Annotated in this window: 20 protein-coding genes; 4 read left to right on the top strand and 16 right to left on the bottom strand. The window is 71.5% G+C overall.

The features are described from left to right. Positions 1-55: 55 nt before the first annotated feature. The 3 genes from ligA to EKH77_RS23010 are packed head-to-tail and all read right to left on the bottom strand — an operon-like array spanning position 56 to position 4,086. Positions 56-2,311, bottom strand: a complete 2,256-nt coding sequence (gene ligA, locus EKH77_RS23020) for an NAD-dependent DNA ligase LigA (RefSeq protein ID WP_240667488.1) — start codon at positions 2,309-2,311, stop codon at positions 56-58. 8 nt (positions 2,312-2,319) lie between these two features. After that, complete coding sequence (locus EKH77_RS23015; protein WP_126916222.1) at positions 2,320-3,342, bottom strand: methionine synthase; 1,023 nt, start codon at positions 3,340-3,342, stop codon at positions 2,320-2,322. Between the two features lie 45 nt (positions 3,343-3,387). Further along, positions 3,388-4,086 carry an SDR family oxidoreductase gene (locus tag EKH77_RS23010; RefSeq protein ID WP_126916221.1) on the bottom strand — a complete coding sequence of 233 codons (699 nt, stop codon included), beginning with the start codon at positions 4,084-4,086 and terminating at the stop codon, positions 3,388-3,390. Between the two features lie 279 nt (positions 4,087-4,365). Here EKH77_RS23010 and EKH77_RS23005 point away from each other — a divergent pair, with 279 nt between their 5' ends. The 3 genes from EKH77_RS23005 to EKH77_RS22995 all read left to right on the top strand — a co-directional run bounded on the left by EKH77_RS23005 (position 4,366) and on the right by EKH77_RS22995 (position 6,260). Beyond that, positions 4,366-4,791, top strand: a complete 426-nt coding sequence (locus EKH77_RS23005; RefSeq protein WP_126916220.1) for a hypothetical protein — start codon at positions 4,366-4,368, stop codon at positions 4,789-4,791. Positions 4,792-4,965: 174 nt separating this feature from the next. Beyond that, positions 4,966-5,556: a hypothetical protein gene (locus EKH77_RS23000; RefSeq protein WP_126916219.1), complete on the top strand. Its 591-nt coding sequence runs from the start codon at positions 4,966-4,968 to the stop codon at positions 5,554-5,556. Positions 5,557-5,699: 143 nt separating this feature from the next. After that, positions 5,700-6,260, top strand: coding sequence for a Uma2 family endonuclease (locus EKH77_RS22995; protein ID WP_126916218.1), 561 nt, complete (start codon positions 5,700-5,702; stop codon positions 6,258-6,260). Here the strand turns inward: EKH77_RS22995 and mnmA are convergent. The 3 genes from mnmA to EKH77_RS22980 all read right to left on the bottom strand — a co-directional run bounded on the left by mnmA (position 6,254) and on the right by EKH77_RS22980 (position 9,734). Next, a complete protein-coding gene (gene mnmA, locus EKH77_RS22990; protein ID WP_126916217.1) occupies positions 6,254-7,405 on the bottom strand; it encodes a tRNA 2-thiouridine(34) synthase MnmA in 1,152 nt (383 codons plus the stop codon). The genes EKH77_RS22995 and mnmA overlap by 7 nt on opposite strands. A gap of 135 nt (positions 7,406-7,540) precedes the next feature. Further along, positions 7,541-8,710 (bottom strand): cysteine desulfurase family protein, encoded by a 1,170-nt coding sequence (locus EKH77_RS22985; protein ID WP_126916216.1) that lies wholly within the window; start codon positions 8,708-8,710, stop codon positions 7,541-7,543. A 13-nt stretch (positions 8,711-8,723) separates the two neighbouring features. Continuing rightward, positions 8,724-9,734 (bottom strand): helix-turn-helix transcriptional regulator, encoded by a 1,011-nt coding sequence (locus tag EKH77_RS22980; RefSeq protein ID WP_126916215.1) that lies wholly within the window; start codon positions 9,732-9,734, stop codon positions 8,724-8,726. A 139-nt stretch (positions 9,735-9,873) separates the two neighbouring features. On the opposite strand from EKH77_RS22980, the gene EKH77_RS22975 reads away from it, so the two are divergent. Then, positions 9,874-10,446, top strand: a complete 573-nt coding sequence (locus tag EKH77_RS22975; RefSeq protein WP_126916214.1) for a TIGR03086 family metal-binding protein — start codon at positions 9,874-9,876, stop codon at positions 10,444-10,446. Between the two features lie 10 nt (positions 10,447-10,456). Here the strand turns inward: EKH77_RS22975 and EKH77_RS22970 are convergent, their stop codons facing one another. The 10 genes from EKH77_RS22970 to EKH77_RS22925 form a co-directional block, all read right to left on the bottom strand. After that, complete coding sequence (locus tag EKH77_RS22970) at positions 10,457-11,137, bottom strand: trimeric intracellular cation channel family protein (RefSeq protein ID WP_126916213.1); 681 nt, start codon at positions 11,135-11,137, stop codon at positions 10,457-10,459. 95 nt (positions 11,138-11,232) lie between these two features. Beyond that, positions 11,233-12,690 (bottom strand): M1 family metallopeptidase, encoded by a 1,458-nt coding sequence (locus EKH77_RS22965; protein ID WP_126916212.1) that lies wholly within the window; start codon positions 12,688-12,690, stop codon positions 11,233-11,235. Positions 12,691-12,816: 126 nt separating this feature from the next. Beyond that, on the bottom strand, positions 12,817-13,866 hold the full coding sequence (locus EKH77_RS22960) for an ABC transporter ATP-binding protein (RefSeq protein ID WP_126916211.1): 1,050 nt from the start codon (positions 13,864-13,866) through the stop codon (positions 12,817-12,819). A gap of 11 nt (positions 13,867-13,877) precedes the next feature. Beyond that, the gene (locus tag EKH77_RS22955; protein WP_126916210.1) at positions 13,878-14,993 is read right to left on the bottom strand and encodes an ABC transporter ATP-binding protein; all 1,116 of its coding nucleotides are present in this window, start codon (positions 14,991-14,993) and stop codon (positions 13,878-13,880) included. Next, the gene (locus tag EKH77_RS22950; RefSeq protein WP_126916209.1) at positions 14,990-15,988 is read right to left on the bottom strand and encodes an ABC transporter permease; all 999 of its coding nucleotides are present in this window, start codon (positions 15,986-15,988) and stop codon (positions 14,990-14,992) included. The genes EKH77_RS22955 and EKH77_RS22950 overlap by 4 nt, the downstream gene beginning before the upstream one ends. A gap of 167 nt (positions 15,989-16,155) precedes the next feature. Then, positions 16,156-17,934 (bottom strand): ABC transporter substrate-binding protein, encoded by a 1,779-nt coding sequence (locus EKH77_RS22945; RefSeq protein WP_126916208.1) that lies wholly within the window; start codon positions 17,932-17,934, stop codon positions 16,156-16,158. 85 nt (positions 17,935-18,019) lie between these two features. Continuing rightward, positions 18,020-19,018 (bottom strand): ABC transporter permease, encoded by a 999-nt coding sequence (locus EKH77_RS22940; protein WP_126916207.1) that lies wholly within the window; start codon positions 19,016-19,018, stop codon positions 18,020-18,022. Between the two features lie 418 nt (positions 19,019-19,436). Then, a complete protein-coding gene (locus EKH77_RS22935; protein WP_240667487.1) occupies positions 19,437-20,237 on the bottom strand; it encodes an enhanced serine sensitivity protein SseB C-terminal domain-containing protein in 801 nt (266 codons plus the stop codon). Between the two features lie 72 nt (positions 20,238-20,309). Next, positions 20,310-21,044 carry an enhanced serine sensitivity protein SseB gene (locus tag EKH77_RS22930; protein ID WP_126916206.1) on the bottom strand — a complete coding sequence of 245 codons (735 nt, stop codon included), beginning with the start codon at positions 21,042-21,044 and terminating at the stop codon, positions 20,310-20,312. Between the two features lie 183 nt (positions 21,045-21,227). Further along, positions 21,228-21,836, bottom strand: coding sequence for an AAA family ATPase (locus EKH77_RS22925; RefSeq protein ID WP_430981035.1), 609 nt, complete (start codon positions 21,834-21,836; stop codon positions 21,228-21,230). Positions 21,837-21,934: the final 98 nt, after the last annotated feature.

Below are 21,934 nucleotides of genomic sequence, written 5' to 3'. Positions count from 1 at the left end.
TTCTGTAGCCATCTGGTACGCGCTGTAGGGGTAATGCCCACTGCCTATGCGGGCATTACTCCGCTGGGGTGGCCTCCTGGGGCACGGCCGCCTCGCGCGCCGCCTCGGGGCCTTCCTCCAGGAGGACGGTGAAGCCGTCCTCTTCGAGGACGGGGACCTTCAGCTGCATCGCCTTGTCGTATTTCGAACCGGGGTTGTCACCGACGACGACGAAGTCCGTCTTCTTCGATACCGACCCGGTCACCTTCGCGCCCCGGCTCTGCAGGGCCTCCTTGGCGGCGTCCCGGGTGAAGCCCGTGAGGGTGCCGGTGACGACGACGGTCAGCCCGGCCAGCGGACGCGGGCCCTCCGCCTCGCCGGCCTCCTCCTCCATCCGGACCCCGGCGGCCCGCCACTTCTCGATGATCTCGCGGTGCCAGTCCTCGGCGAACCACTCCCGGACGGCGGTGGCGATGGTGTCCGAGACGCCGTCGACGGCGGCGAGCTCCTCCTCCGTGGCCTCGGCGATCCGGTTGATCGAGCGGAACTCGCGGGCCAGCGCCGCCGCGGCGACGGGGCCCACATGGCGGATGGACAGGCCGTTGACGATCCGGGCCAGCGGGCGCTGCTTGGCCGCCTGGATGTTCTCCAGCATGGCCAGGGCGTTCTTCTTCGGCTCGCCCTTCTGGTTGGCGAAGAAGGTGACGACCTTCTCCGTCCCCGTCTTGGGGTCGACCTTGGGCAGGCCGCTGTCCTGGTCCCGGACGTAGGACTTGATGGGCAGCAGCTCCTCGATCGTCAGATCGAAGAGGTCGCCCTCGTTGGCCATGGGCGGGGTGGCGGGCTCCAGGGGCTGGGTGAGGGCCGAGGCGGCCACATAGCCGAAGTTCTCGATGTCGAGGCACTCGCGGCCCACGAGGTAGTACAGCCGCTCGCGGATCTGGCCCGGGCAGGAGCGGGCGTTGGGGCACCGGAGGTCGATGTCGCCCTCCTTCATCGGACGCAGCCCGGTGCCGCACTCCGGACACTCGGCGGGCATCACGAACTCCCGTTCGGTGCCGTCGCGCAGATCCACCACGGGGCCGAGGACCTCGGGGATCACGTCGCCGGCCTTGCGGATGACGACGGTGTCGCCGATGAGGACGCCCTTGGCCTTGACGACCTCCTGGTTGTGGAGGGTGGCGAACTCGACCTCGGAGCCGGCGACCGTGACGGGCTCGAAGACGGCCTGCGGCGTCACCCGGCCGGTGCGGCCGACACCCACCCGGATGTCGAGAAGCTTGGTGTTGACCTCCTCCGGCGGGTACTTCCAGGCGATGGCCCAGCGCGGGGCGCGCGCGGTGGAGCCGAGCCGGCCCTGGAGGGGGATCTCGTCGAGCTTGACGACGACGCCGTCGATCTCGTGCTCCATCGAGTGGCGGACCTTGGGCTGCCCGTAGTGGGCGATGAACTTCCGCACCTCGTCGAGCGAGCCGAAGACCTCGGCGTGCGCGGCGGTGGGCAGGCCCCACTCCCGCAGCAGCTCGTAGGCGTGCGACTGGCAGTCGATGTCGAAGCCCTCGCGGGCGCCGACGCCGTGCACCACCATGTGCAGCGGGCGGGTGGCGGTGACGCGCGGGTCCTTCTGGCGCAGTGAACCGGCCGCCGCGTTGCGCGGGTTGGCGAAGGGGGCCTTGCCCGCCTCCACCAGGCGGGCGTTGAGCTCCTCGAACTTCTCCATCGGGAAGTAGACCTCGCCGCGCACCTCGACGAGGGCGGGGATCCGGTCGCCCTGGAGCCGGTCGGGGACCTCGGTGATGGTGCGGACGTTCGGTGTGATGTCCTCGCCGGTGCGGCCGTCGCCGCGGGTGGCGGCGCGGGTGAGACGGCCGTTCTCGTAGGTCAGGTTGACGGCGAGGCCGTCGACCTTGAGCTCGCAGAGGAAGTGGTAACCGGCGCCCTCGCCGAGGTCCTTGGCGATGCGCTCGGCCCAGGCGGCCAGCTCCTCGTCGTCGAAGGCGTTGTCGAGGGAGAGCATGCGCTCGCGGTGCTCGACGGCGGTGAACTCCGTCTCGTACGCCCCGGCGACCTTCTGGGTGGGCGAGTCCGGCGTGCGCAGCGGCGGATACTCCTCCTCCAGGGCCTCCAGCGACCGCAGCAGCTTGTCGAACTCGGCGTCGCTGACGACGGGGGCGTCCTTCACGTAATAGCGGAAGCGGTGCTCCTCGACCCGCTCGGCCAGCAGGGCGTGCTTCTCCCGCGCCTCGGCGGGTACCGCCGCCTGCGCCGCGAGCTCCTGGAGCTCTTCGCCTCGCCGTTCGACAGCCACCGTCTCGTCCTCCCGTTGATCCATGAGCGCCGTCACTCAGGGTTGTCTGCGAGTGATTTCGCCGCCCGGACGCAGTGGGCGAGGGCCGCGCGGGCATACGCGGGCGAAGCGCCCGCGAGCCCGCACGACGGGGTGACGACCACGGACTCCGAAAGAGCCCCCGGTGCCAGCCCCAGCCTGCGCCACAGCGTCCTGACACTCATGACGCTACCGGCAGGGTCTGACAATGGGCCGTCCACGCCGGGCACCACGCCAGCGAAGAGGGTCGTGCCCGCCTCGACCGCCTCACCGATCGCATCGTCCTCACGCTCGGTGAGCAACGAGAAATCGAACGAGACGCCGGTGACTCCCGCGCGGCGCAGGAGCGCGAACGGCACGCCGGGGGCGCACGAGTGGACGACGAGCTCGGCGCCGGCCTCCGTGGCGACGGCCGCCATGTCCCGCAGGGCCCCCTCGACGACGGACCGGTCGACGGCCCGGTGGGTGCGGTAGCCGCTGGCGGTGCGGATCTGTCCGCGCAGCACGGCGGGGAGGGAGGGTTCGTCCAGCTGGAGCACGAGCCGGGCGCCCGGCACCCGGCGGCGCGTCTCGGCGAGGTGGCCGCGCAGGCCCTCGGCCAGGGAGGCCGTGAGGTCGCGGCAGGCGCCGGGGTCGGCGAGGGCGGCCTCGCCGCCGCGCAGCTGGAGGGAGGCGGCCAGGGTCCAGGGGCCGACGGCGGAGACCTTCAGGGCGCCCTCGTGGCCCTGGGTGAACTCCTCGAGCGCGTCCAGGTCCTCGCCGAGCCAGGAGCGGGCGCGGCGGGTGTCGCGGCCGGGCCGGTCGCTGACGCGCCAGCCGCTGGGCTCCAGATGGGCGAAGACCTCGACCAGCATTCCGGCGGTGCGGCCGATCATGTCCGCCCCGGGCCCGCGCGCGGGCAGTTCCGGGAGGTGGGGCAGCGTTTCCAGCGACCCGGTGACGGTCTTCGCGGCCTCGCGCGCGTCTCCCCCCGGCATCGAACCGACGCCGGTGGCGGCCCCCGCGCCCCAGCTCCTGACGTTGCTCTTCTCGCTCACTGAAGGAAGGGTACGAGAAAGGGGCCGCCCCGACGGGACCGGTCCTCAGCCGCCCGAGTACCCCGGGCGGACCGTCAGGTCGTTGATCTCCGCGTCGCGCGGCAGGTCCAGGGCGAGCAGGATCGTCGACGTGACCGACTCCGGGCTGATCCACTTGCCCGGCTCGTACTCCTTGCCCTCCTGCTGGTGCACCTTCACCTGCATGGCGGTGGCCACGCGGCCCGGGTAGACGCTGGTGACGCGCACGCCGTGGGTGTGCTCCTCGGCCCGCAGGGAGTCCGCGAGCGCCTTCAGGCCGTGCTTGCTGGCCGCGTACGCGCCCCAGCCGGGGTTCGCCCGCAGCCCGGCGCCGGAGTTGACGAAGACGACGTGCCCCTGCGAGACGCGCAGCTGCGGCAGCAGCAGCCGCGTCAGCTCGGCCGGCGCGACCAGGTTGACGGCGAGCGTCCGGTTCCAGGTCTTGGGGGTCAGCTCGCCGATGTCCCCGAGGTCGGCGACGCCCGCGATGTGGAGGAGGGAGTCGATCCGGTCGGGCAGGGACTGGTGGCCGAGCGCCCAGGAGAGCCGGTCGGGGTTGTCGAGGTCGGCGACGAGGGTCCGGGCGCCGGGGAAGCGCCCGGCGAGCTCCTTGGCCCGGCCCGCGTCGCGTGCGACGAGCCAGAGTTCGTCGCCGCGTTCGTGGAGCCGCCGGGCGATCGCCTCGCCGATGCCCGACCCGGAGCCGGTGATCACATGTGTTGCCATGCCCCCAGCTTGCCCCACGGCGCGGGGGGCGGACACCGCCCCGTACCGCCGCGTCTGTCCCCCTGTGTGCCGTCTTCGGGTGAGCCGGACGCTACGGGCCGATTTCCTATGTCTCCGATATGGATTCGGAATCTTATGGGTCGCGAACAGATCACAGTGTTACCGGCGGTATCGCAAAAGCGGTAATGGCATGCCTAGCGTGACGCGGGCTCACCGGCGGCGTTATCCCGGCGTCGTTTTCCGTTCATTTCACTGAAAGCAGCCATAGTGAAGATTCGCATGTCCCGCACCGCCGCCATATCCGGATTCGTCATCATCGCGCTCACCGGAGCGAGCGGCTGCGGCAGCGACTCGAGCGGGAAGAGCTCCGGTTCCGCTGCCGCCGCCGCTGCCACCACCGACGGTTCCGGTGACGGCACCAAGGACGTCTCCATCTCCGACTGCGCATACGTCGAAAAGCAGGGCATCGCGGCCAAACTGAGCGCCATGAACCCCAGCGCGACGGCCACTTACAGCTACACCGTCACCGTGAAGTTCACGGCCCCCGACGGCTCCGCGCTCGACCCCCAGGACTTCTCGCTCCTGTTCGTCCGCCCCGGCCGCACGGACAGCCACGACATCACCGCCCCCTACAACCCGAAGGCGGGAGCCCCCACGAAGGGCGCGAAGTGCGAGATCGCGAAGGTCGTGCGCGGCACCGGCTGAAAATATCCCGCCCGTCCCCTTTAGGAAGCCGTTCTGTTGCGGTCGTGTCACAGAAGCGGCCGGTGACCTGCTGGGATTTGGCCATGTGTAAACACCCCGTTAGCGTGACGTGCGCTTGTCAATGATCAAAACGATCAATGCGTCATCTCGTCACTTCATCGGGGGAGTTCCAGCATGAAGCTTCGTCATGTCCGCGCGGCGGCCGTCTTCGGAATCGTCGTCGTCGCCCTCACGGGCGCCCGGGGCCACCACGGCGCCAGCTGCGGCGGATCCAGCCACCACAGCAGCGGGTCCTCGACGAGCGGCGGCACGTCCACGAGCGGCGGCTTCAGCAGCGGCGGGACGACGAGCGGCGGTACCACCACCGGTGGCACGACCACCGGTGGTGGCGCCGGCGACTCCTCGTCGTCGTCCTCCGGAGGCTCGTCCGTCCTGGGCTCGAACGGCAGCGGCCGGGGCGGCAGCGGCGACGACGCCATGCGCGACATCAAGATCACGGACTGCGCCTACACCGACCGCCTCGGCATCACGGCGAAGCTCAGCGCCACCAACGGCAGCGCGACCCTCAAGTACACCTACCGCCTGACGGTGAAGTTCACGGACCCCGAGGGCAAGATCACCACGCGCTTCCCGTCCATCCCCTACGTGATGCCGGGCAAGACCGGCACGCTCGACGTCTCCACCCCGTACGTGCCGAAGGCGGGCTCGCCCAGCAGCGGCGGCCGGTGCGAGGTCACGAACGTGACGCGGACGATCGAGCGGTGAGTTACCGGCAGTAACCTTCAACGTTTTTCGCTCGTTTGGGCGAAGAACGCGCTGGCGGATGCGGGCGGCTCGCCTTCCGGGGCAGAGTCGTCCGCACGTCGCTACCCTGGCGAGGGCCAGGACCATGAAGGGAGGGCCAGACCATGACACTGCAACTGGAGCGCCCGGTGACGACCACGGAAATGCAGCGGTTCAAGGCGATCGACGAAGCGTTTCCCGACTTGCACGCCGAGATGATCGACGGAGAGGTCTGCATCGAAACCGTGGTTACCAGCGCTCATGGCCAGATGGTGATGTCCATCGGAGCCCAGATGCTGGCGCAGTGGTGCGTCATGACGGAGGTCAACACGGTCTACGAAGGCTGGCACGGGGCCACATACCTGCGTCCGGACCTCTCTGTCGCCGACCCGTCCTACCGTGGAACGAACCACGAGGAGTTCCCCGCGGACGAGGTGATCCTCGTGGGCGAGGTCGTCTCGAAGTCGAACCCCGAGAACGACACCCGCCGCAAGGTCACGAAGTACGCCCAGGCCGGCATCCCCTACTACCTCGTCGTGGACCCCACCAAGGGCCAGTGCCTGCTCTACTCGCTCCCCTCGGAAGGGCGCTATCGCTCCAAGGTGGAGAGCAAGTTCGGCGATCCGGTATCGGTCGGCGCCCCACTGGACACCGAGATCGACACCTCCGCCCTCTACACTTACTGACCCGCCTTCGCGGCGGCCCGCTCGGTCGTCGCGATCGTCGCCGAGCCGACGACGCGCGTGTCGTCGTAGAGGACGATCGCCTGGCCGGGGGCCACGCCGCGGACGGGCTCGGTGAAGCGGACGTGGAGCTCGTCGCCGACGAGCTCGGCCGTCACCTCGGTCTCGCCGCCGTGGGCGCGCAGCTGGGCCGTGTACGTGCCCGGGCCCGCCGGGGCGACGCCGCACCAGCGGGGCTTGATCGCGGTCAGGGCCGAGACGTCCAGGGCCTCCACCGGGCCCACCGTCACGGTGTTGTTCACCGGGGAGATGTCCAGGACGTAGCGCGGCTTGCCGTCCGGGGCCGGGCGGCCTATCCGGAGGCCCTTGCGCTGGCCGATGGTGAAGCCGTAGGCGCCCTCGTGGGTGCCGACCGTGGCGCCGGTCTCGTCGACGATGTCGCCCTCGACCTTGCCGAGGCGCTTCGCCAGGAAGCCCTGGGTGTCGCCGTCGGCGATGAAGCAGATGTCGTGGCTGTCGGGCTTCTTCGCCACGGCCAGTCCCCGGCGCTCGGCCTCGGCGCGGATCTCGTCCTTGGTGGTGATCGTGTCGCCCAGCGGGAACATCGCGTGCGCGAGCTGGCGCTCGTCCAGGACGCCCAGGACGTAGGACTGGTCCTTGGCCATGTCGCTGGCGCGGTGGAGCTCTCGGGTGCCGTCCTCGTTCACCACGACCGTGGCGTAGTGGCCGGTGCAGACGGCGTCGAAGCCCAGCGCGAGGGCTTTGTCCAGCAGCGCGGCGAACTTGATCTTCTCGTTGCAGCGGAGGCAGGGGTTGGGCGTGCGCCCGGCCTCGTACTCGGCGACGAAGTCCTCGACGACGTCCTCGCGGAAGCGCTCGGCCAGGTCCCAGCAGTAGAAGGGGATGCCGATCACGTCTGCGGCGCGGCGGGCGTCGCGGGAGTCCTCGATGGTGCAGCAGCCGCGCGCGCCGGTGCGGAAGGACTGCGGGTTCGCGGAGAGCGCGAGGTGCACACCGGTCACGTCGTGGCCGGCTTCGACGGCTCGGGCCGCGGCGACGGCGGAGTCGACGCCGCCGGACATGGCGGCGAGCACGCGGAGCCCCTTGCGGGGGGCGCTGAGGTCTGGGGCACCCGGGAAGTCAGTCATAGCCTCTCCAGGGTACGGGGTGCGCTGGGGCTGCCTTTTCGGGGCGGGTGCGGGCCGTCCGTGGCCGGGCGCGCCCACGCGGCGGTAGCCGCATATCGACGCGGTACCGCGCCCCTTCGGGGCGTGGTACTGCTCTCAGCTCAGCCCTGCCGTGCGAGCCCGTTCCACCACCGGGCCGATTGCCTCGATCACCGCCGTGACGTCCTCGCGCGTCGACGTGTGGCCCAACGAGAACCGCAAGGTGCCGCGGGCCAGGTCGCGGTCGGTGCCCGTGGCCAGGACGACGTGGCTGGGCTGGGCGACGCCGGCGGTGCAGGCGGAGCCGGTCGAGCACTCGATGCCCTGGGCGTCGAGGAGGAGCAGCAGGGAGTCGCCCTCGCAGCCCGGGAAGGAGAAGTGGGCGTTGGCGGGCAGCCGGCCCGCCGGGTCCGGGTCGCCGCCGAGGACCGCGTCGGGGACGGCCGCCCGGACGCCCTCGATCAGCTCGTCCCGCAGCGCCCCGATCTCGCGGGCGAAGTCCGCGCGCCGCTCGGCGGCCAGCCGGCCCGCCACCGCGAAGGCGGCGATGGCCGGGACGTCGAGCGTGCCGGAGCGCACGTGCCGCTCCTGGCCGCCGCCGTGCAGCAGCGGTACGGGCGTGTACTGGCGGCCCAGCAGCAGGGCGCCGATCCCGTACGGACCGCCGATCTTGTGGCCGCTGACCGTCATCGCGGCGAGCCCGGACGCGGCGAAGTCCACGTCCAGCTGGCCGACCGCCTGCACCGCGTCGGCGTGCAGCGGCACGCCGAACTCCGAGGCCGCGTCGGCCAGTTCGCGGACCGGCTGCACCGTGCCGATCTCGTTGTTGGCCCACATCACCGTGGCGAGGGCCACGTCGTCGGGGTTGCGGGCGATGGCCTCGCGGAGGGCGTCCGCGTGGACCCGGCCGTAGGAGTCGACGGGCAGGTACTCGACGGTCGCGCCCTCGTGCTCGGCGAGCCAGTGGACGGCGTCGAGCACGGCGTGGTGCTCCACGGGGCTGGCCAGGACGCGGGTGCGGGCCGGGTCGGCGGCGCGGCGTGCCCAGAACAGGCCCTTGACGGCGAGGTTGTCGGCTTCGGTGCCGCCCGCGGTGAAGACCACTTCGCTGGGGCGCGCGCCGAGCGAGGCGGCGAGCGATTCGCGCGCTTCCTCGACCGTGCGGCGGGCGCGGCGGCCCGCGGCGTGCAGCGAGGACGCGTTGCCGGCGACGGACAGCTGGGTGGTCATCGCCGTCACCGCCTCCGGGAGCATCGGGGTGGTGGCGGCGTGGTCGAGGTAGGCCATGGTGGGCACGATTCTACGAGGCCCGGCCCGGGACCGTGGCGGGGCGTTCCGGCCCCGGAGGGAGCATCCGGTTGTGCCCGGGTTCGTACAGGTCCAGCACCGCCCGGGCGGCCGCCGCCAGCTCCCGCCGGACCGGCTCCGGGGAGATCACCTCCAGGTCCGGGCCGTAGGCCAGCAGGGATCGCGCTTCCGCGACGCCGCCGAAGGCGAATTCGACGGTCGCGGGGTCGCCCTCGGACGGCGGCCCGGTGAGCTGCCGGCCGCGGAGGCGCAGGAGCGTGGCGAGGCGGGAGCGCCGCACCCGGGCCGTCACCAGGAGTTCCGCGGGCCGGTCCTCGACCTCGCGGCGCAGCTCCGCCCAGACGTCCGTCAGCTCCTGGCCGGACCGGCGGCGGACGGGTTCGTCGGTGAGGGTCGCCTTCAGGACGCGGTCGGCGCGGTAGAGGCGGGGGCTGCCGCGGTGGTCGGCGACGAGGTACCAGACGCCGGCCTTGGCGACGAGGCCGTAGGGGTCGACGGTGTACCCGCGCGGTTCGGCCGTGCCGCCGTGGCGGTAGCGCAGGCGCAGCCGGAGGTCGGTGAAGACGGCGGCGTGGAGTTCGCCGAGGTCGACGGCGGCGGTGGGGGCCGCCCAGCGGACGGGGTCGATGTGGATGCGGCGGCTGGTGGCCTCGGCGGCGGGGCGGTGGGGGGCGGGCAGGGCGGCCATGACCTTGCGCAGGGCGGAGCCCAGGGCTCCGTCGAGGCCGAGGTCGGCGTGGGCGCTGGGGCCGGCGAGGACGAACAGGGCGCGGGCCTCGTCGGCGGTGAGGCCGGTGACGTCGGTGCGGTAGCCGGGGAGCAGGGAGATGCCGCCGTGGCGGCCGCGCTCGGCGTAGACGGGCACGCCGGCGGCGGAGAGGGACTCGACGTCGCGGTAGATGGTGCGGACGGACACCTCCAGGCGGCGGGCGAGCTCGGCGGCGGGCACCCGGTCCCGGTTCTGGAGCAGCAGGAGTATCGACAGCAGCCGGTCGGATTTCACGTGATCAAGAATCTCGCAGGGGGCGATGAAAACCTGACGGCGGGTGTCAGGTTATGGCGGGAGGGTGCTCCCAGACCGACCGGCCGACCAGTCGATCGAACGTCGACTGATCACCCCTTCCTCGTAGGAGCAGTGCGCCATGGATCTCGACCCCCGCCCCCTCTACACCCGCGCGACCGGCCAGGTGGCGGCCCTGATGGCCCGGGTGAAGCCCGAGGCGCTCGGCGATGCCACGCCGTGCGAGGAGTTCGACGTGCGCGGGCTGCTGGCGCACCTCGTGGGCGGTGTCCGCGCCGGCGCCGAGCGCGGCCGGACCGACGCGGACGTGGCGCTGGTGGCCGCCGAGGGCGTGCCGGACGACGGCTGGCTCCCGGCCTACGACGAGGCCCGCGCGCTCTTCGACGAGGTGTGGGCCGACGACGCGAAGCTGGACGCGCCGGTGTCCGTGCCGTGGGGCGAGATGCCGGGCCGGGCGTACCTCGCCTCGGGCTGTGTGCTGGAGACGGTCGCCCACACCTGGGACCTGTCCACCGCCCTCGGTCACCCGCTGCCGCTGGACCAGGAGCTCGCCGAGTACGCCCTGGAGTGGGCGCGCCGGGTGCTCCCGGCGGAGCGGCGCGGCGGGCCCGTGCCGTTCGGTCCGGTGCGTCCGGCCCCCGAGGGCGCGGACGCCTACGCGCGGCTGGCGGCGTGGCTGGGCCGGGAGGTCTGAGCCGAAACGTTTACCCCTGGGCGTTGCCCTGCGCCGGATCTCCGGCCGTCGCGCTGCGCCGGTGCCAGGCGCGTGGCGCCCGCCAGTGGTAGCGCATGGCCAGCAGCCGCAGGACGAACGCGACGGCGGCGGACAGCATGCTGGTGGAGACGTTGAGCGCGTCGTAGCGGATGAGCAGCGCGGCCATGGTGGAGCCGACCATGGCGGGCACCGCGTACAGGTCGCGGTCCCAGCGCAGCAGCGAGGGGACCTCGTGGGCCAGGACGTCGCGCAGCACACCGCCGCCGACCGCCGTGGCCAGGCCCAGCGTCGCGGCGAAGGTCAGGCCGAGCCCGTGCCCGTAGGCCTTGACCGTGCCCGCGACGCAGAACAGCCCGAGCCCGGCGGCGTCGAAGACGTTCACCGCCTTGGTGATCCGCTCGACCTCGGGGTGGAGGAAGAAGACGATCGCGGTGGCGACCAGCGGGGTGAGGAAGTACCCCAGGTCGGTGAAGGCGGCGGGCGGCACCGCTCCGATGATCAGGTCCCGGAACAGCCCGCCGCCCAGCGCCGTGACCTCCGCCAGCACCGCCATGCCGAAGACGTCGAAGTTCTTGCGGACGCCGAGCAGGGCGCCCGACATGGCGAAGACGAAGATCCCGGCGATGTCGAGCGAGTGCTGGACGGAGGGGCTGAACAGATCGGTGAGCACCAGACATTCTTACGCGCCGGCGGCGGTGCTCCCGACTCCTCCCGGATCGCGTCCCGGAATGCGGACCGGCGCGCCCCCCACGAGGGCTGGGACGGTTACGGCAGCTTCGGCTTCTGCGGGGTGGACAGCCAGGTCCGGAAGAGATCGCTCAGGTCCTGGTGGGAGACCGCCTCGGCGAGGCCGGTGAACTGGGCGGTGCGGACGTTGCCGCCCTTGTGGAGCTTGGTCCACAGCGGCAGCAGCTTGAAGAACGCCTTGTCGCCGATGCGCTCGCGCAGCATCTGGAGCGTCATCGCGCCCCGGTAGTAGACGGACCGCGAGAACATGGTGTCGCGCTTGGGGTCGGCCACGTCGAGCTTCCAGAAGGCGTCGCCGTCGCCGTGGGCGTTGTACGCCTCCAGGAAGGACTGGTGGGCGCTCTTGCGGCCCTTGTGCTCGTCCCACAGCCACTCGGCGTAGGTGGCGAAGCCCTCGTTGAGCCAGATGTCCTTCCACCGCTCGACCGACAGCGAGTCCCCGAACCACTGGTGGGCCAGCTCGTGGACGACCGTCGACTCGTCGCGCACGGCGGAGTAGACGGGCTTCGTCTGGACCTCCAGCGAGAACTCGGCCTGCGGCATGTCGTCGACGATGGCGCCCGTCTCCTCGAAGGGATACGGGCCGAAGAGCTTGGACCAGTAGTCGGTGGCCTCGGCGGTGATGCCGTAGAAGTCGAGCTTGTCGGTGGGCAGGGTGGGATTGGTGGCGACGTAGATGGGGGTGCCGCCGGGGGTGACGCCCTTGCGCACGTCGAACTTCCCGATCGTGGCCGTGGCGAGGTAGGGCGCCATGGGCTTGCTCTCGCGCCAGTGGGTGACCGTGGTGTCGCCGCTGTCGCGGGTGGCGAGGAGCCTGCCGTTGGAGACGGCCGTCAGGCCCTTGGGGGCCCGGATGCGGATGTCGAAGGTGGCCTTGTCGGAGGGGTGGTCGCTGGAGGGGAACCAGGTGGAGGCCGCGTTGGGCTCGCACGCGACGAAGACGCCGTCCTTGGTCTTCATCCAGCCGTATTTGGAGCCGAAGATGATGGGGCCGCTGAGCGGCTGGGGTATGCCGCCGTAGGTGACGGTCGTGGTGAAGGTGTGGCCCTTGATCAGCGGGAGCGCGGGGCGGATGCGGATCTCGTCGCCCACCCGGGAGAAGGCGGCGGGCAGGCCGTTCACCTCGACCTTGGAGACCGTGAGCTGCTGGAGGTCCAGGTCGAAGGAGGAGAGGCTCTGGGTGGCCCGCGCGGTGACGGTCGTCCTCCCGTCCAGCCGGCCGCTGGAGGGTGTGTAGCCGACGTCCAGGTCGTAGTGGAGGGCGTCGAAGCCGCCGTTGCCGAGCTCCGGGAAGTAGGTGTCACCGATGCCGGGGGCACCGGCGGTCGGGGGCCAGTCGGGGCGGGCCGAGGCCATGGGGGCGGCCGCGATCACCCAGGCCGAGGCGGTGGCCGTGGCGAGGGCGAGGAGCCGGGCCGGGACCCGGCGGCCCTTCGAGCGTATGGAGCGATCCCGGAGCGGGCGGGAGAGTGCCATGAGCCGTCCCTTCGAACGTGCGAGCGCATCTAGCGGCGAACGCGCCGACTCTGCACTCCCGCGCCTCGCGGTGCTCAGGTCTTTACCAAGTCATTTCGATCTCCACGAGCCAGCCTCGCACGCCGCTTACGCACCCGCACCTTCCGTCACCGGTTCGGGTGTTCCCGGCGCGTTCTCCGGGTGATGGCAGGCCACCTGGTGGCCGGCCCGGGGGGCCAGCAGCCGCGGCTCGTCGGTCCTGCACACCTCCGTCGCCTTCCAGCAGCGGGTGTGGAAGCGGCAGCCGGACGGCGGGGAGATCGGCGAGGGCACGTCGCCCTTGAGCAGGATGCGCTCCCGCTTGGTACGCCGCCCCGGGTCCGGCACGGGCACGGCCGACATCAGCGCCTTGGTGTACGGGTGCATGGGCCGCTCGTAGAGCGAGGTCCGGTCGGCGAGTTCCACGATCTTGCCGAGGTACATCACCGCGATCCGGTCCGAGACGTGCCGGATGACCGACAGGTCGTGGGCGATGATCACGTAGGTCAGCCCGAGCTCCTCCTGGAGGTCGTCCAGGAGGTTGACCACCTGCGCCTGGATGGAGACGTCCAGCGCGGAGACCGGCTCGTCGGCGACGACCAGCCGGGGCTTGAGCGCGAGGGCCCGCGCGATGCCGATGCGCTGGCGCTGGCCGCCGGAGAACTCGTGCGGATAGCGGTTGTAGTGCTCGGGGTTGAGGCCGACCAGCTCCAGCAGCCGCTGCACCTCCTTCTTCACCCCGCCCTCGGGCGTGATGCCCTGGAGCCGGAACGGCGCCCCGACGATCGTGCCGACGGTGTGCCGGGGGTTCAGCGAGGAGTACGGGTCCTGGAAGATCATCTGGACGTCGCGGCGCATCGGCCGCATCCCCGCCACCCCGAGGTGGGTGATGTCCCGGCCCTCGAACTCGATCTTCCCGGCGGTGGGTTCGAGCAGCCGGGTGATCAGCCGGCCCATGGTCGACTTGCCGCAGCCGGACTCGCCCACCACGCCCAGGGTCTCCCCCGCGCGCACGTCGAAGTCCAGCCCGTCCACCGCCCGCACCGCGCCCGTCTGGCGCCGCAGCAGCCCCTTGACGATCGGGAAGTGCTTGACCAGGCCCTCGACCTTCAGCAGGGGCTCGGCCGCCTCGGGGGCCGGCTGTGCGGGAATCGTCATCTGTGGGTCCTTCACAACTTGGGCGCGATCTCTTCGGTCCAGATGCGGGTGCGCTCCTCGGGTGCCAGGTGGCAGGCGGAGTGGTGCGGCCGGCCGGCCTCGGCGCCCGGGACGGGGCGCAGTTCGGGCCGCTCGGTGCGGGTGACACCGCCCTTGGGGACGTCCGCGTAGGGGCAGCGCGGGTTGAAGGCGCAGCCGGAGGGCACGTTGATCAGGCTGGGCGGGGAGCCCTTGACGGGGATCAGCCGCTCGGTCTGCTCGCGGTCGATGCGGGGCATCGAGCCCAGCAGGCCCCAGGTGTAGGGGTGCTGGGGGGTGCGGAAGACCCGTTCGGCCGGGCCGCGTTCCACGCAGCGGCCGCCGTACATCACCAGGATGTCGTCGGCGAGCTCGGCGACCACGCCCAGGTCGTGGGTGATGATGACGACCGCCGAGCCGAACTCCTTCTGCAGGTCGCGGATCAGGTCCAGGATCTGGGCCTGCACGGTGACGTCCAGGGCGGTGGTGGGCTCGTCGGCGATCAGCAGTTCGGGGTTGTTGACGAGCGCCATCGCGATCATCGCGCGCTGGCGCATGCCGCCGGAGAACTGGTGGGGGTAGTCGTCGACGCGCCGGTCGGGCTGGGGGATGCCGACCCGGTCCAGCAGTTCGACCGCGCGTTTGCGGGCGGTCTTCTTGTCGACGTCGTGGTGGACCCGGTACGCCTCGACGATCTGGGCGCCGACGGTGAAGTACGGGTGCATGGCCGACAGCGGGTCCTGGAAGATCATGGCCATCTCGCGGCCGCGCAGCCGGCGCACCTTCTCGGGGTCGGCGCTCATCAGCTCGGTGCCGTCCAGCCAGATCTCGCCGCTGATGCGGGCCTTGCGGCGGCCGTACTGGCCGACGGTGTGGAGGCCCATGATGCCCAGCGAGGTCACGGACTTGCCGGAGCCGGACTCGCCGACGATGCCGAGGGTGCGGCCCTTCTCCAGCTGGAAGGAGAGCCCGTCGACGGACTTCACCAGGCCGTCGTCGGTGGGGAAGTGGATGCGCAGGTCGCGGACGTCGAGGAAGGCGGTCGGCCGGGCCGCGCCGCCGACGGGCTCGCCGACGGCGCCGCCGTCCGGGAGGGGTGTGGTGGTCACGAGAGCCTCACTCGGGGATCGATCACGGCGTACAGGAGGTCGACCACGAGGTTGGCGACGACGACGGCGGTCGCCGCGATGAGCGTCACGCCGAGGATCAGCGGCAGGTCGCGGTCGCTGATGGCCTTCACGGCCGCCTGGCCCAGGCCCGGCAGGTTGAAGGTGGTCTCGGTGAGGATCGCGCCGCCGACGAGGGCGCCGAGGTCCATGCCGAGGATGGTGAGGACCGGGGTCAGCGTGGAGCGCATGGCGTGCTTGCCGATGACGACCGGTTCCCGCAGCCCCTTGGCGCGGGCGGTGCGGATGTAGTCCTCGCCCAGGATCTCCAGCATGGTGGCGCGGGTGAGCCGGGCGTACATGGCCGCGTAGAGGAAGGCGAGGGTGATCCAGGGCAGGATCAGCCCGCTGAACCAGCCGGCGGGGTCGTCGGCGAAGTCGACGTAGTCGCCGTCCACCCAGCCCAGGCCGTAGGAGAAGACCGCGAGCGAGACGAGGCCGGTGAAGTAGATGGGGAGCGAGACGCCGCTCAGGGCGACGGTCATGGCCGCGCGGTCCCAGAGGCTGCCGCGCTTGAGGGCGGAGACCACACCGGTGGTCACGCCGCCGATCAGCCACAGCACACAGGCGCCCGCGGCCAGCGACAGCGTCACCGGCACCCGGTCCTGGAGCACCGGCCAGATGTCCTGCTCGGTGCGGAAGGAGTAGCCGAAGCAGGGCACGTCGCAGTGGACGGTGGTGCCGCCGCCGGTGTAGTCCCGCCCGGCGAAGATGCCGGTGACGAAGTGCCAGAACTGCACCAGGATCGGGTCGGACAGCCCGAGTTTCTGCCGGATGCCCTCGATGGTCGCCGGGTCCGCCTGTTTGCCGACGTAGAGCGCGGCGGGGTCGGCCCCGGTGAGCTTGGGGATCGCGAAGAAGATGCCGAAGGTCACCAGGGTGACCACGAGGAGCATCACGATGACGGCGAACAGCCGCCTGACGATGTAAGCGAACACTGCGGTCGGCCGGCGGCGGCCGGGGACCCCCGTGTCGCGTCGGGGGTCCCCGGACCGCCGCGCGCGGCCCTCACCTGCCCTTCGGGCCTAGCGGCGGGTGCGCCGGCGGAGCGTACGGTCTGTCACTGGACGGTGCCTGTCACTCGACGGCTGTCACTTGTCGGCTGTCACTTGACGACGCCGAGGGAGGCGTAGTCGTAGCGTCCGTTGTAGGCGTCGGACGTGTAGGCGTTGGTCAGCCGGGAGCTGCGCCAGGTGATCGTCCTGTCGTAGACGAAGGGCAGGTACCAGGCGCCCTCGGTGACCTTCTTGTTGGCCTCCTGGTAGAGCTTCCCCGCCTTGTCGACGTCGATCTCCGCGATGGCCTGGTCGAAGAGCTTGTTGACCTCGGGGTCGTTGAGCTCGGGGTAGTTCTGGTTGCCGCTCTCCTGGATGAAGCGGCCGTCGGCGATGGGCTGGAGGAAGCCCTGGCCGCTGAGGAAGTCCGCGCCCCAGCCCATGATGATGATGCCGTAGTTCTTGTCCTTGACGTTCTTGGGGGCGCCGATGATGCCGGTGGACTGGGCGCCGTCGTACTGGTCGATCTGGGCGTCGATGCCGACCTTCTTCAGGGCCGCCTGCATCGACTCGGCGGTCGCGACCTCCGGCGGCTTGTTGTTGCGCACGGCGATCGTGGTCTTGAAGCCCTCGGGCTTGCCGCAGGCCTTCAGCTCCTCCTTGGCCTTGGCCTCGTCGGGCTTGCCCTGCTTCAGGTTGAACGGGTCGTAGTTCGCGTCGAAGCCCTTGACCGCCGGCGGGAGCATGCTGATCGCGATGTCGCCGCCGGCCTGCGGGCCGCCGCGCGCGGTCTGGATCGAGGTGTGGTCGGCGGCGTAGATGACGGCCTTGCGGCAGTGCTCGTTGTCGAACGGCGCGACGGTCTTCGGGAAGGCCGCGTAGCGGATGAAGCCGGTCTGCGGGTTGTCGACGTTGGCCTTGTACGAGTTCATCGCCTTCTGCCGGCCGGTCGAGCCCAGGCCGGTGGCGTTGATGTCGAGGTCGTACTCGCCGGCGAGCAGCTTGTTGTCCATGTCGTCGGCGTTGGTGGTGAGCTTGACCGTGATCTTGTCGGGCAGCGCCTTGCGGACCGAATCGGACTTCTGGTCCCACTTGTCGTTGCGGACGAGCTCCAGGCCCTTGTTCGGGGTGTAGGAGACGAATTTGTACGGGCCGCTGGAGAACGGCCGGGACCCGTACTTCTCGGCGGTGTCCTTGTCCGGGCGGACCGGGGCCGCGGCGGGGATCGCCAGCATCTGGAGGAAGTCGCCGTTGGGCTTGGGCAGATGGAAGACGATCGTCTTCTCGTCCGGCGTCTCGATCGCCTTCAGGCCGAGCTTGTCCTTGCTCTCGTCCTTGTACGGGCCCTTGTACTCCTTGTTGGGGTCGAGGACCTGCATCAGCCACAGCGGGCCGCCGGAGATCTTGTCGGTCGCCCAGGTGCGCTCGATGCCGTACTTGATCTGCTGGGTGGTGACGGGCTGGCCGTCCTCCCAGGTCAGCCCGTCACGGAGCTTGAAGGTGTAGGTCTTCTTGTCGGCCGAGAGCTGACCGGTGTCCGTGGCCATGTCCGGGACGACGTTCACGCTGTCCAGGCCGGGGGCCGGCTTGGGGGTGACGAGGGTGCGGGTGTAGTAGCGGGCGAAGTCCCACATGAAGCCGTAGTAGCCGCGCTGCGGGTCCCACGAGTCGGCGTCCTGGGTGCCGATGAACTTCAGCTCCCCGCCCTTCTTGCCGGAAGGGGCGGCGACCTTGTTCACACCGGCGTTGAAGCCCGCCGCCTTGCCGCCCTTGCCGCCGCCGTCGCTCTTGCCGCCGCCACCGCCGCAGGCGGTGGTGGTCACCAGGGCCGCGACCGCGAGCGCCGCCCCGGCGGCCAGTCTGCGCCTCGAAGTTCGTTGGGTTGTCACGATGTAACGGACCTCCGTGGTCGGTCGCCGCCCGGAACGGGGTACGAGAGGAATCGGTACGACGAAGAAGGGGGTGGGCAGCGCGTCAGCGCGAGCCCTTCGGGTCCAGCGCGTCCCGCACGCCGTCACCGAAGAGGTTGAAGGCCAGCACGGTGACGAAGATGGCGAGACCCGGGATGATCATGAACATGGGGTCGCCCTCGTAGGTCGTGACGGCCTTGGAGAGCATCTGCCCCCAGGAGGCGGTCGGCGGCTTGACGCCGGCGCCGAGGAAGCTCAGCGCCGCCTCCGTCAGGACATTGGTGGGGATCATCAACGTGGCGTACACGGTGATCGGCGCCACCAGGTTGGGCAGCAGCTCCCGGAAGAGGATGTACAGCCGGCCCGCGCCCAGGCTGCGGGCGGCCTCGACGTACTCCCGCTCTCTGAGCGAGAGCGTCTGGCCGCGCACGATCCGGCCCACGTACGGCCAGCCGAAGAACCCGATGACCGCGATCAGCACGGCCATCCGCACCCCCGAACCGGTCAGCCCCCACAGGGAGTTGGGGACGACGGAGACGAGCGCGATGATGAACAGCAGCTGGGGAAAGGCCAGCAGGAGGTCCATGACCCGGCTGACGACCGCGTCCACCCAGCCGCCGAAGTAGCCGGCGACGATGCCGAGGACCGTGCCGATCACGACCGCCACGACGGCCGCGAGGAAGGCCACGAGCAGCGAGACCCGGGCCCCGTAGACGACCCGGCTGAAGACGTCCCGGCCGTTGACGGGCTCGGCGCCGAAGAGGAAGTCGGAATTGATGCCGCCCCAGGATGCCTTGGGGGTGCTGGAGAGGGGGTCGATCAGCTCCTCGTGGTACTCGTTCGGGGGATGCCCGAGGAGGCCCACGATGACCGGGGCCAGGACCGCCACGAGGATGAGCAGCAGGACGACGACCCCGCCCGCCAGGGCGAACTTGTCGCGCTTGAGCCGTGTCCAGGCGATCCGCCAGGGCGAGCGCCCCTCGATGGCCTTCGCCGGAAGGCCATCGGTGACGGGGGCGGCGCCGGCGTCGGCCGGTCCCGTGTCGTGCAGTGGTGCCGTCATCGTCTGGTGGACCCCTCTCGGCCGGCGGCGACCGGCCCAACGCCCGCCGCGCTCGGGGCGGCTGGTTCACATCACTGGTGCGAGGACGCGCCCCGCGCGGCGGTGCGCGCGGATCGCGGTGGTACGCGAAGTGCAGTGGTGCGGACGTGCGAGATGTGCGGGACGTGCGGTGGTACCCGGAGTCACACCGGTGCGGAGAGCACCGGAGGTGCCGGTGGTACGGGACGTGCACACGGAGCGGTCGTACGGCGGAACAGGTCGTACGCAGGAACGAAGTCCTTGTTGGGCGGGAGTCTTCATGGCTCCCGCGATCACCCGCCAGCCCTCACCCGCAAAGGATGCGCAAACGTGATGTGCGTAGGGAGGTTCCGTTATACGGACACCGGCGGGCCCTGAACGGGCGTCAGGAGAACGGGCGTCAGTAGGCCCCGGCCTGCCAGCCCTGCTGCGGCGGGGGATAGCCGTACCCGGAGGCGGGCGCCGCCGGCGCGCCGGCGGCCCCGTAGCCCTCGCGGGCGAAGAAGGGCCGGCTGTTGGCCCGCATCCACATGGCGACGGGGTCGTACTCGTCCGTCATCGTCACCGTCGACACCGGCAGGCCGTCGGGCACGGCCGCGATCGACTGCTGCATCATCAGGCGCACGGCCTCCACGGCGGCGGGCGAGGTGTCGTACAGATCGAGCCCGATGGCCAGGTACGGCGTGCCCAGGGCGGGCCGCACCCAGGCCCGGCGCAGCGCGCGGACGACGGGGGTGCGGTGGGCGTTCTGCCCGAGGAGGGCGTAGAACTGCGGAATGTCCAGCGCGGGTTCGCTCAGCTGGAGGGGCCCGGCGGGCAGCCGGTCCAGGCCGGCGACGATCCGGCGCAGGTCGAGCCAGGGGATGCCGACGCCGCCGCCGGGGGCGTGGGGGTTGAGCCACAGGCCCCAGCGGTCGGGGAAGAGGGAGGCGGCCACGGCCCGGCCGGCGACGACCTCGTGGGCGCGATTCCAGCCGCTGGCGGCGAGCTCCTGGGCGGAGGTCACACAGGGGGCGTAGCCGAGGCCGTCGACCTCCATGTTCCCGTACTGGGCGTCGGGCGAGCCGGCCTGACCGTGCCACAGCAGCATCCACACCCGGCCCTCGGCGAGGGACCGCAGCAGCTGCTCGTACGTGTCGTACCGGCCGGGCGCCACCTGGCGCAGCACCTGCTCCACGCCGCTCTCCGCGCCCGCGCTCACCTGGGTCCGCCTCTTCTCTTGGCCGTCTGCTGCTACCAGCTTACGAGCCCGCGGGGGCGGGCATGAGAGCTGTCACAGGTCACGGTCGTAGAACGGTCGTATCCGGGTGCGTATCCAGTCGCCCACGGGATCGTCCTGGGCGACGTCCAGGAAGACCAGCTGCACGGGCCAGGGCACGGGCACCTGGCCCAGGGCGCGGCCGAGGGCGTCCAGGGCGGCGGAGCGGCTGCCCGGGTCGGGGAGCCCCAGCTCCACGCCGACGAACAGGGCGGGGCCGGCGCCCTCGACGCTGGCCAGGGCGCGGCGGGCGGTGCGGACGACGCCGGTGCCGGCGAACTCCAGTCCGGCGGCGGCCAGGAACGCGGTCGGCTCCTGCTGCCAGTCCGGCTCGAACAGCCGGACGCGGCCGCCGGTGGCGTCGCCGTCCAGGGCCGTGCGCCCGGCCCGGCACAGCCCGGCGACGGCGGGCGGGGGCAGGGGCACGGTGACGGTGCCCTCGGGGTTGACGACGATGCCGACCTGCGGGGGGAGGCCGCGGGCGAACTCGACGGCGGGGGCGACGGCGAAGGGCATCCCCTCGCCGGCGACGGCCGTGAACTGCTCCTGCGAGCTGAAGACGGGGACGTACGCGGCGCCGTTCAGCTCCAGGGCGGGCAGGTCGAGATCGGGACTGTCGGGGCCCCCGCCCTTGGGCAGCGGGACCCACACGCTGCTGCGGCCGAGCGCCTCGACGATGCGGGGGCCGGCGTCCGGGACGCCGACGGAGGCGGCGAGGACCGCCTCCAGTTCGTTGACTGGCCAGGTCATTGTCTTCCCACGGGGTGCGTCTGGTGTTTTCCGGGCACCTTAGCGGCTGCGCCCGGGCTTTCCGGGGGCGGGGGTTGTTCCCGGGGGCTCCGCCCCCGGACCCCCGGTCCTCAAACGCCGGACGGGCTGATTTCAGCCCGTCCGGCGTTTGAGGACACCGCGCGGAGCGCGGTCCGGGGCCGGTCAGCCGAAAGTGATCCGCCGCAGCGCGTCCGCCGCCTCGCGGTCGAGGAGGACGGCCGACGTCGTGCCCGGTGGGCGGTCGCCCGCCGTGAGGGCGGCGACGAGGCGGGCCGTCGCGCGGCGGTGGCGGGCGAAGGAGCGGGCGGAGACGCCGCGGCCCCGGGCGCGCTGGCCGGCGAGCGCGGTGGGCGGGTCGACCGCCAGGACCACCAGGTGCAGCCCCCCGCCCCGCCGCCGCGCGTCCCGCGCGAGCCAGCGTCGCACCCAGCTCCACTGCCCGCAGTCGTGCACGACGACGCTGTCACCCGAGCGCAGCGCCCGCCGCAGCGCGGCGTAGTGCGCGACCCTGACGAAGGGCCGCCAGAAGGCGTAGGGCAGCGCCGGCGACAGGCGTTCGAAGCGCTCGCGCACGTCCTGGGAGTCCACGCGGTGGACGGCGGCGGGCACCGCGCGCCGTATCAGCGTGGACTTGCCCCCGCCCGGCAGCCCCGAGACGACGAGGAGATCGCCGGCCGGGTAGCGGAGCTCCGTCACCGCGGCCACGGCGTCACCCCGCAGGTCGCGCACCCCGTGCGTCTCCCCCGCCCCCACTCCCGTACGCACGGTGATCGCCCCCTCTCGCAAAGAAAAGGTAATCCAATTTGAGAGGCGGTGGGCGGTCCGTCGCACGCCCGTACGTGCAATGATGTGCGCGCCAAGCTCGACTC

Origin of the sequence: Streptomyces luteoverticillatus (assembly GCF_003970715.1) — a bacterium.
GTDB lineage: Bacteria > Actinomycetota > Actinomycetes > Streptomycetales > Streptomycetaceae > Streptomyces > Streptomyces abikoensis.
This window is presented reverse-complemented; position numbering and strand designations above follow the sequence as displayed.

Bases quoted from the DNA above. Each gene is read 5' to 3' on its own strand.
- ligA (WP_240667488.1), bottom strand. From the start codon at position 2,311: ATGGATCAACGGGAGGACGAGACGGTGGCTGTCGAACGGCGAGGCGAA.
- EKH77_RS23010 (WP_126916221.1), bottom strand. From the start codon at position 4,086: ATGGCAACACATGTGATCACCGGCTCCGGGTCGGGCATCGGCGAGGCG.
- EKH77_RS23005 (WP_126916220.1), top strand. From the start codon at position 4,366: ATGTCCCGCACCGCCGCCATATCCGGATTCGTCATCATCGCGCTCACC.
- EKH77_RS23000 (WP_126916219.1), top strand. From the start codon at position 4,966: ATGAAGCTTCGTCATGTCCGCGCGGCGGCCGTCTTCGGAATCGTCGTC.
- EKH77_RS22995 (WP_126916218.1), top strand. From the start codon at position 5,700: ATGACACTGCAACTGGAGCGCCCGGTGACGACCACGGAAATGCAGCGG.
- mnmA (WP_126916217.1), bottom strand. From the start codon at position 7,405: ATGACTGACTTCCCGGGTGCCCCAGACCTCAGCGCCCCCCGCAAGGGG.
- EKH77_RS22985 (WP_126916216.1), bottom strand. From the start codon at position 8,710: ATGGCCTACCTCGACCACGCCGCCACCACCCCGATGCTCCCGGAGGCG.
- EKH77_RS22975 (WP_126916214.1), top strand. From the start codon at position 9,874: ATGGATCTCGACCCCCGCCCCCTCTACACCCGCGCGACCGGCCAGGTG.
- EKH77_RS22965 (WP_126916212.1), bottom strand. From the start codon at position 12,690: ATGGCACTCTCCCGCCCGCTCCGGGATCGCTCCATACGCTCGAAGGGC.
- EKH77_RS22960 (WP_126916211.1), bottom strand. From the start codon at position 13,866: ATGACGATTCCCGCACAGCCGGCCCCCGAGGCGGCCGAGCCCCTGCTG.
- EKH77_RS22940 (WP_126916207.1), bottom strand. From the start codon at position 19,018: ATGACGGCACCACTGCACGACACGGGACCGGCCGACGCCGGCGCCGCC.
- EKH77_RS22930 (WP_126916206.1), bottom strand. From the start codon at position 21,044: ATGACCTGGCCAGTCAACGAACTGGAGGCGGTCCTCGCCGCCTCCGTC.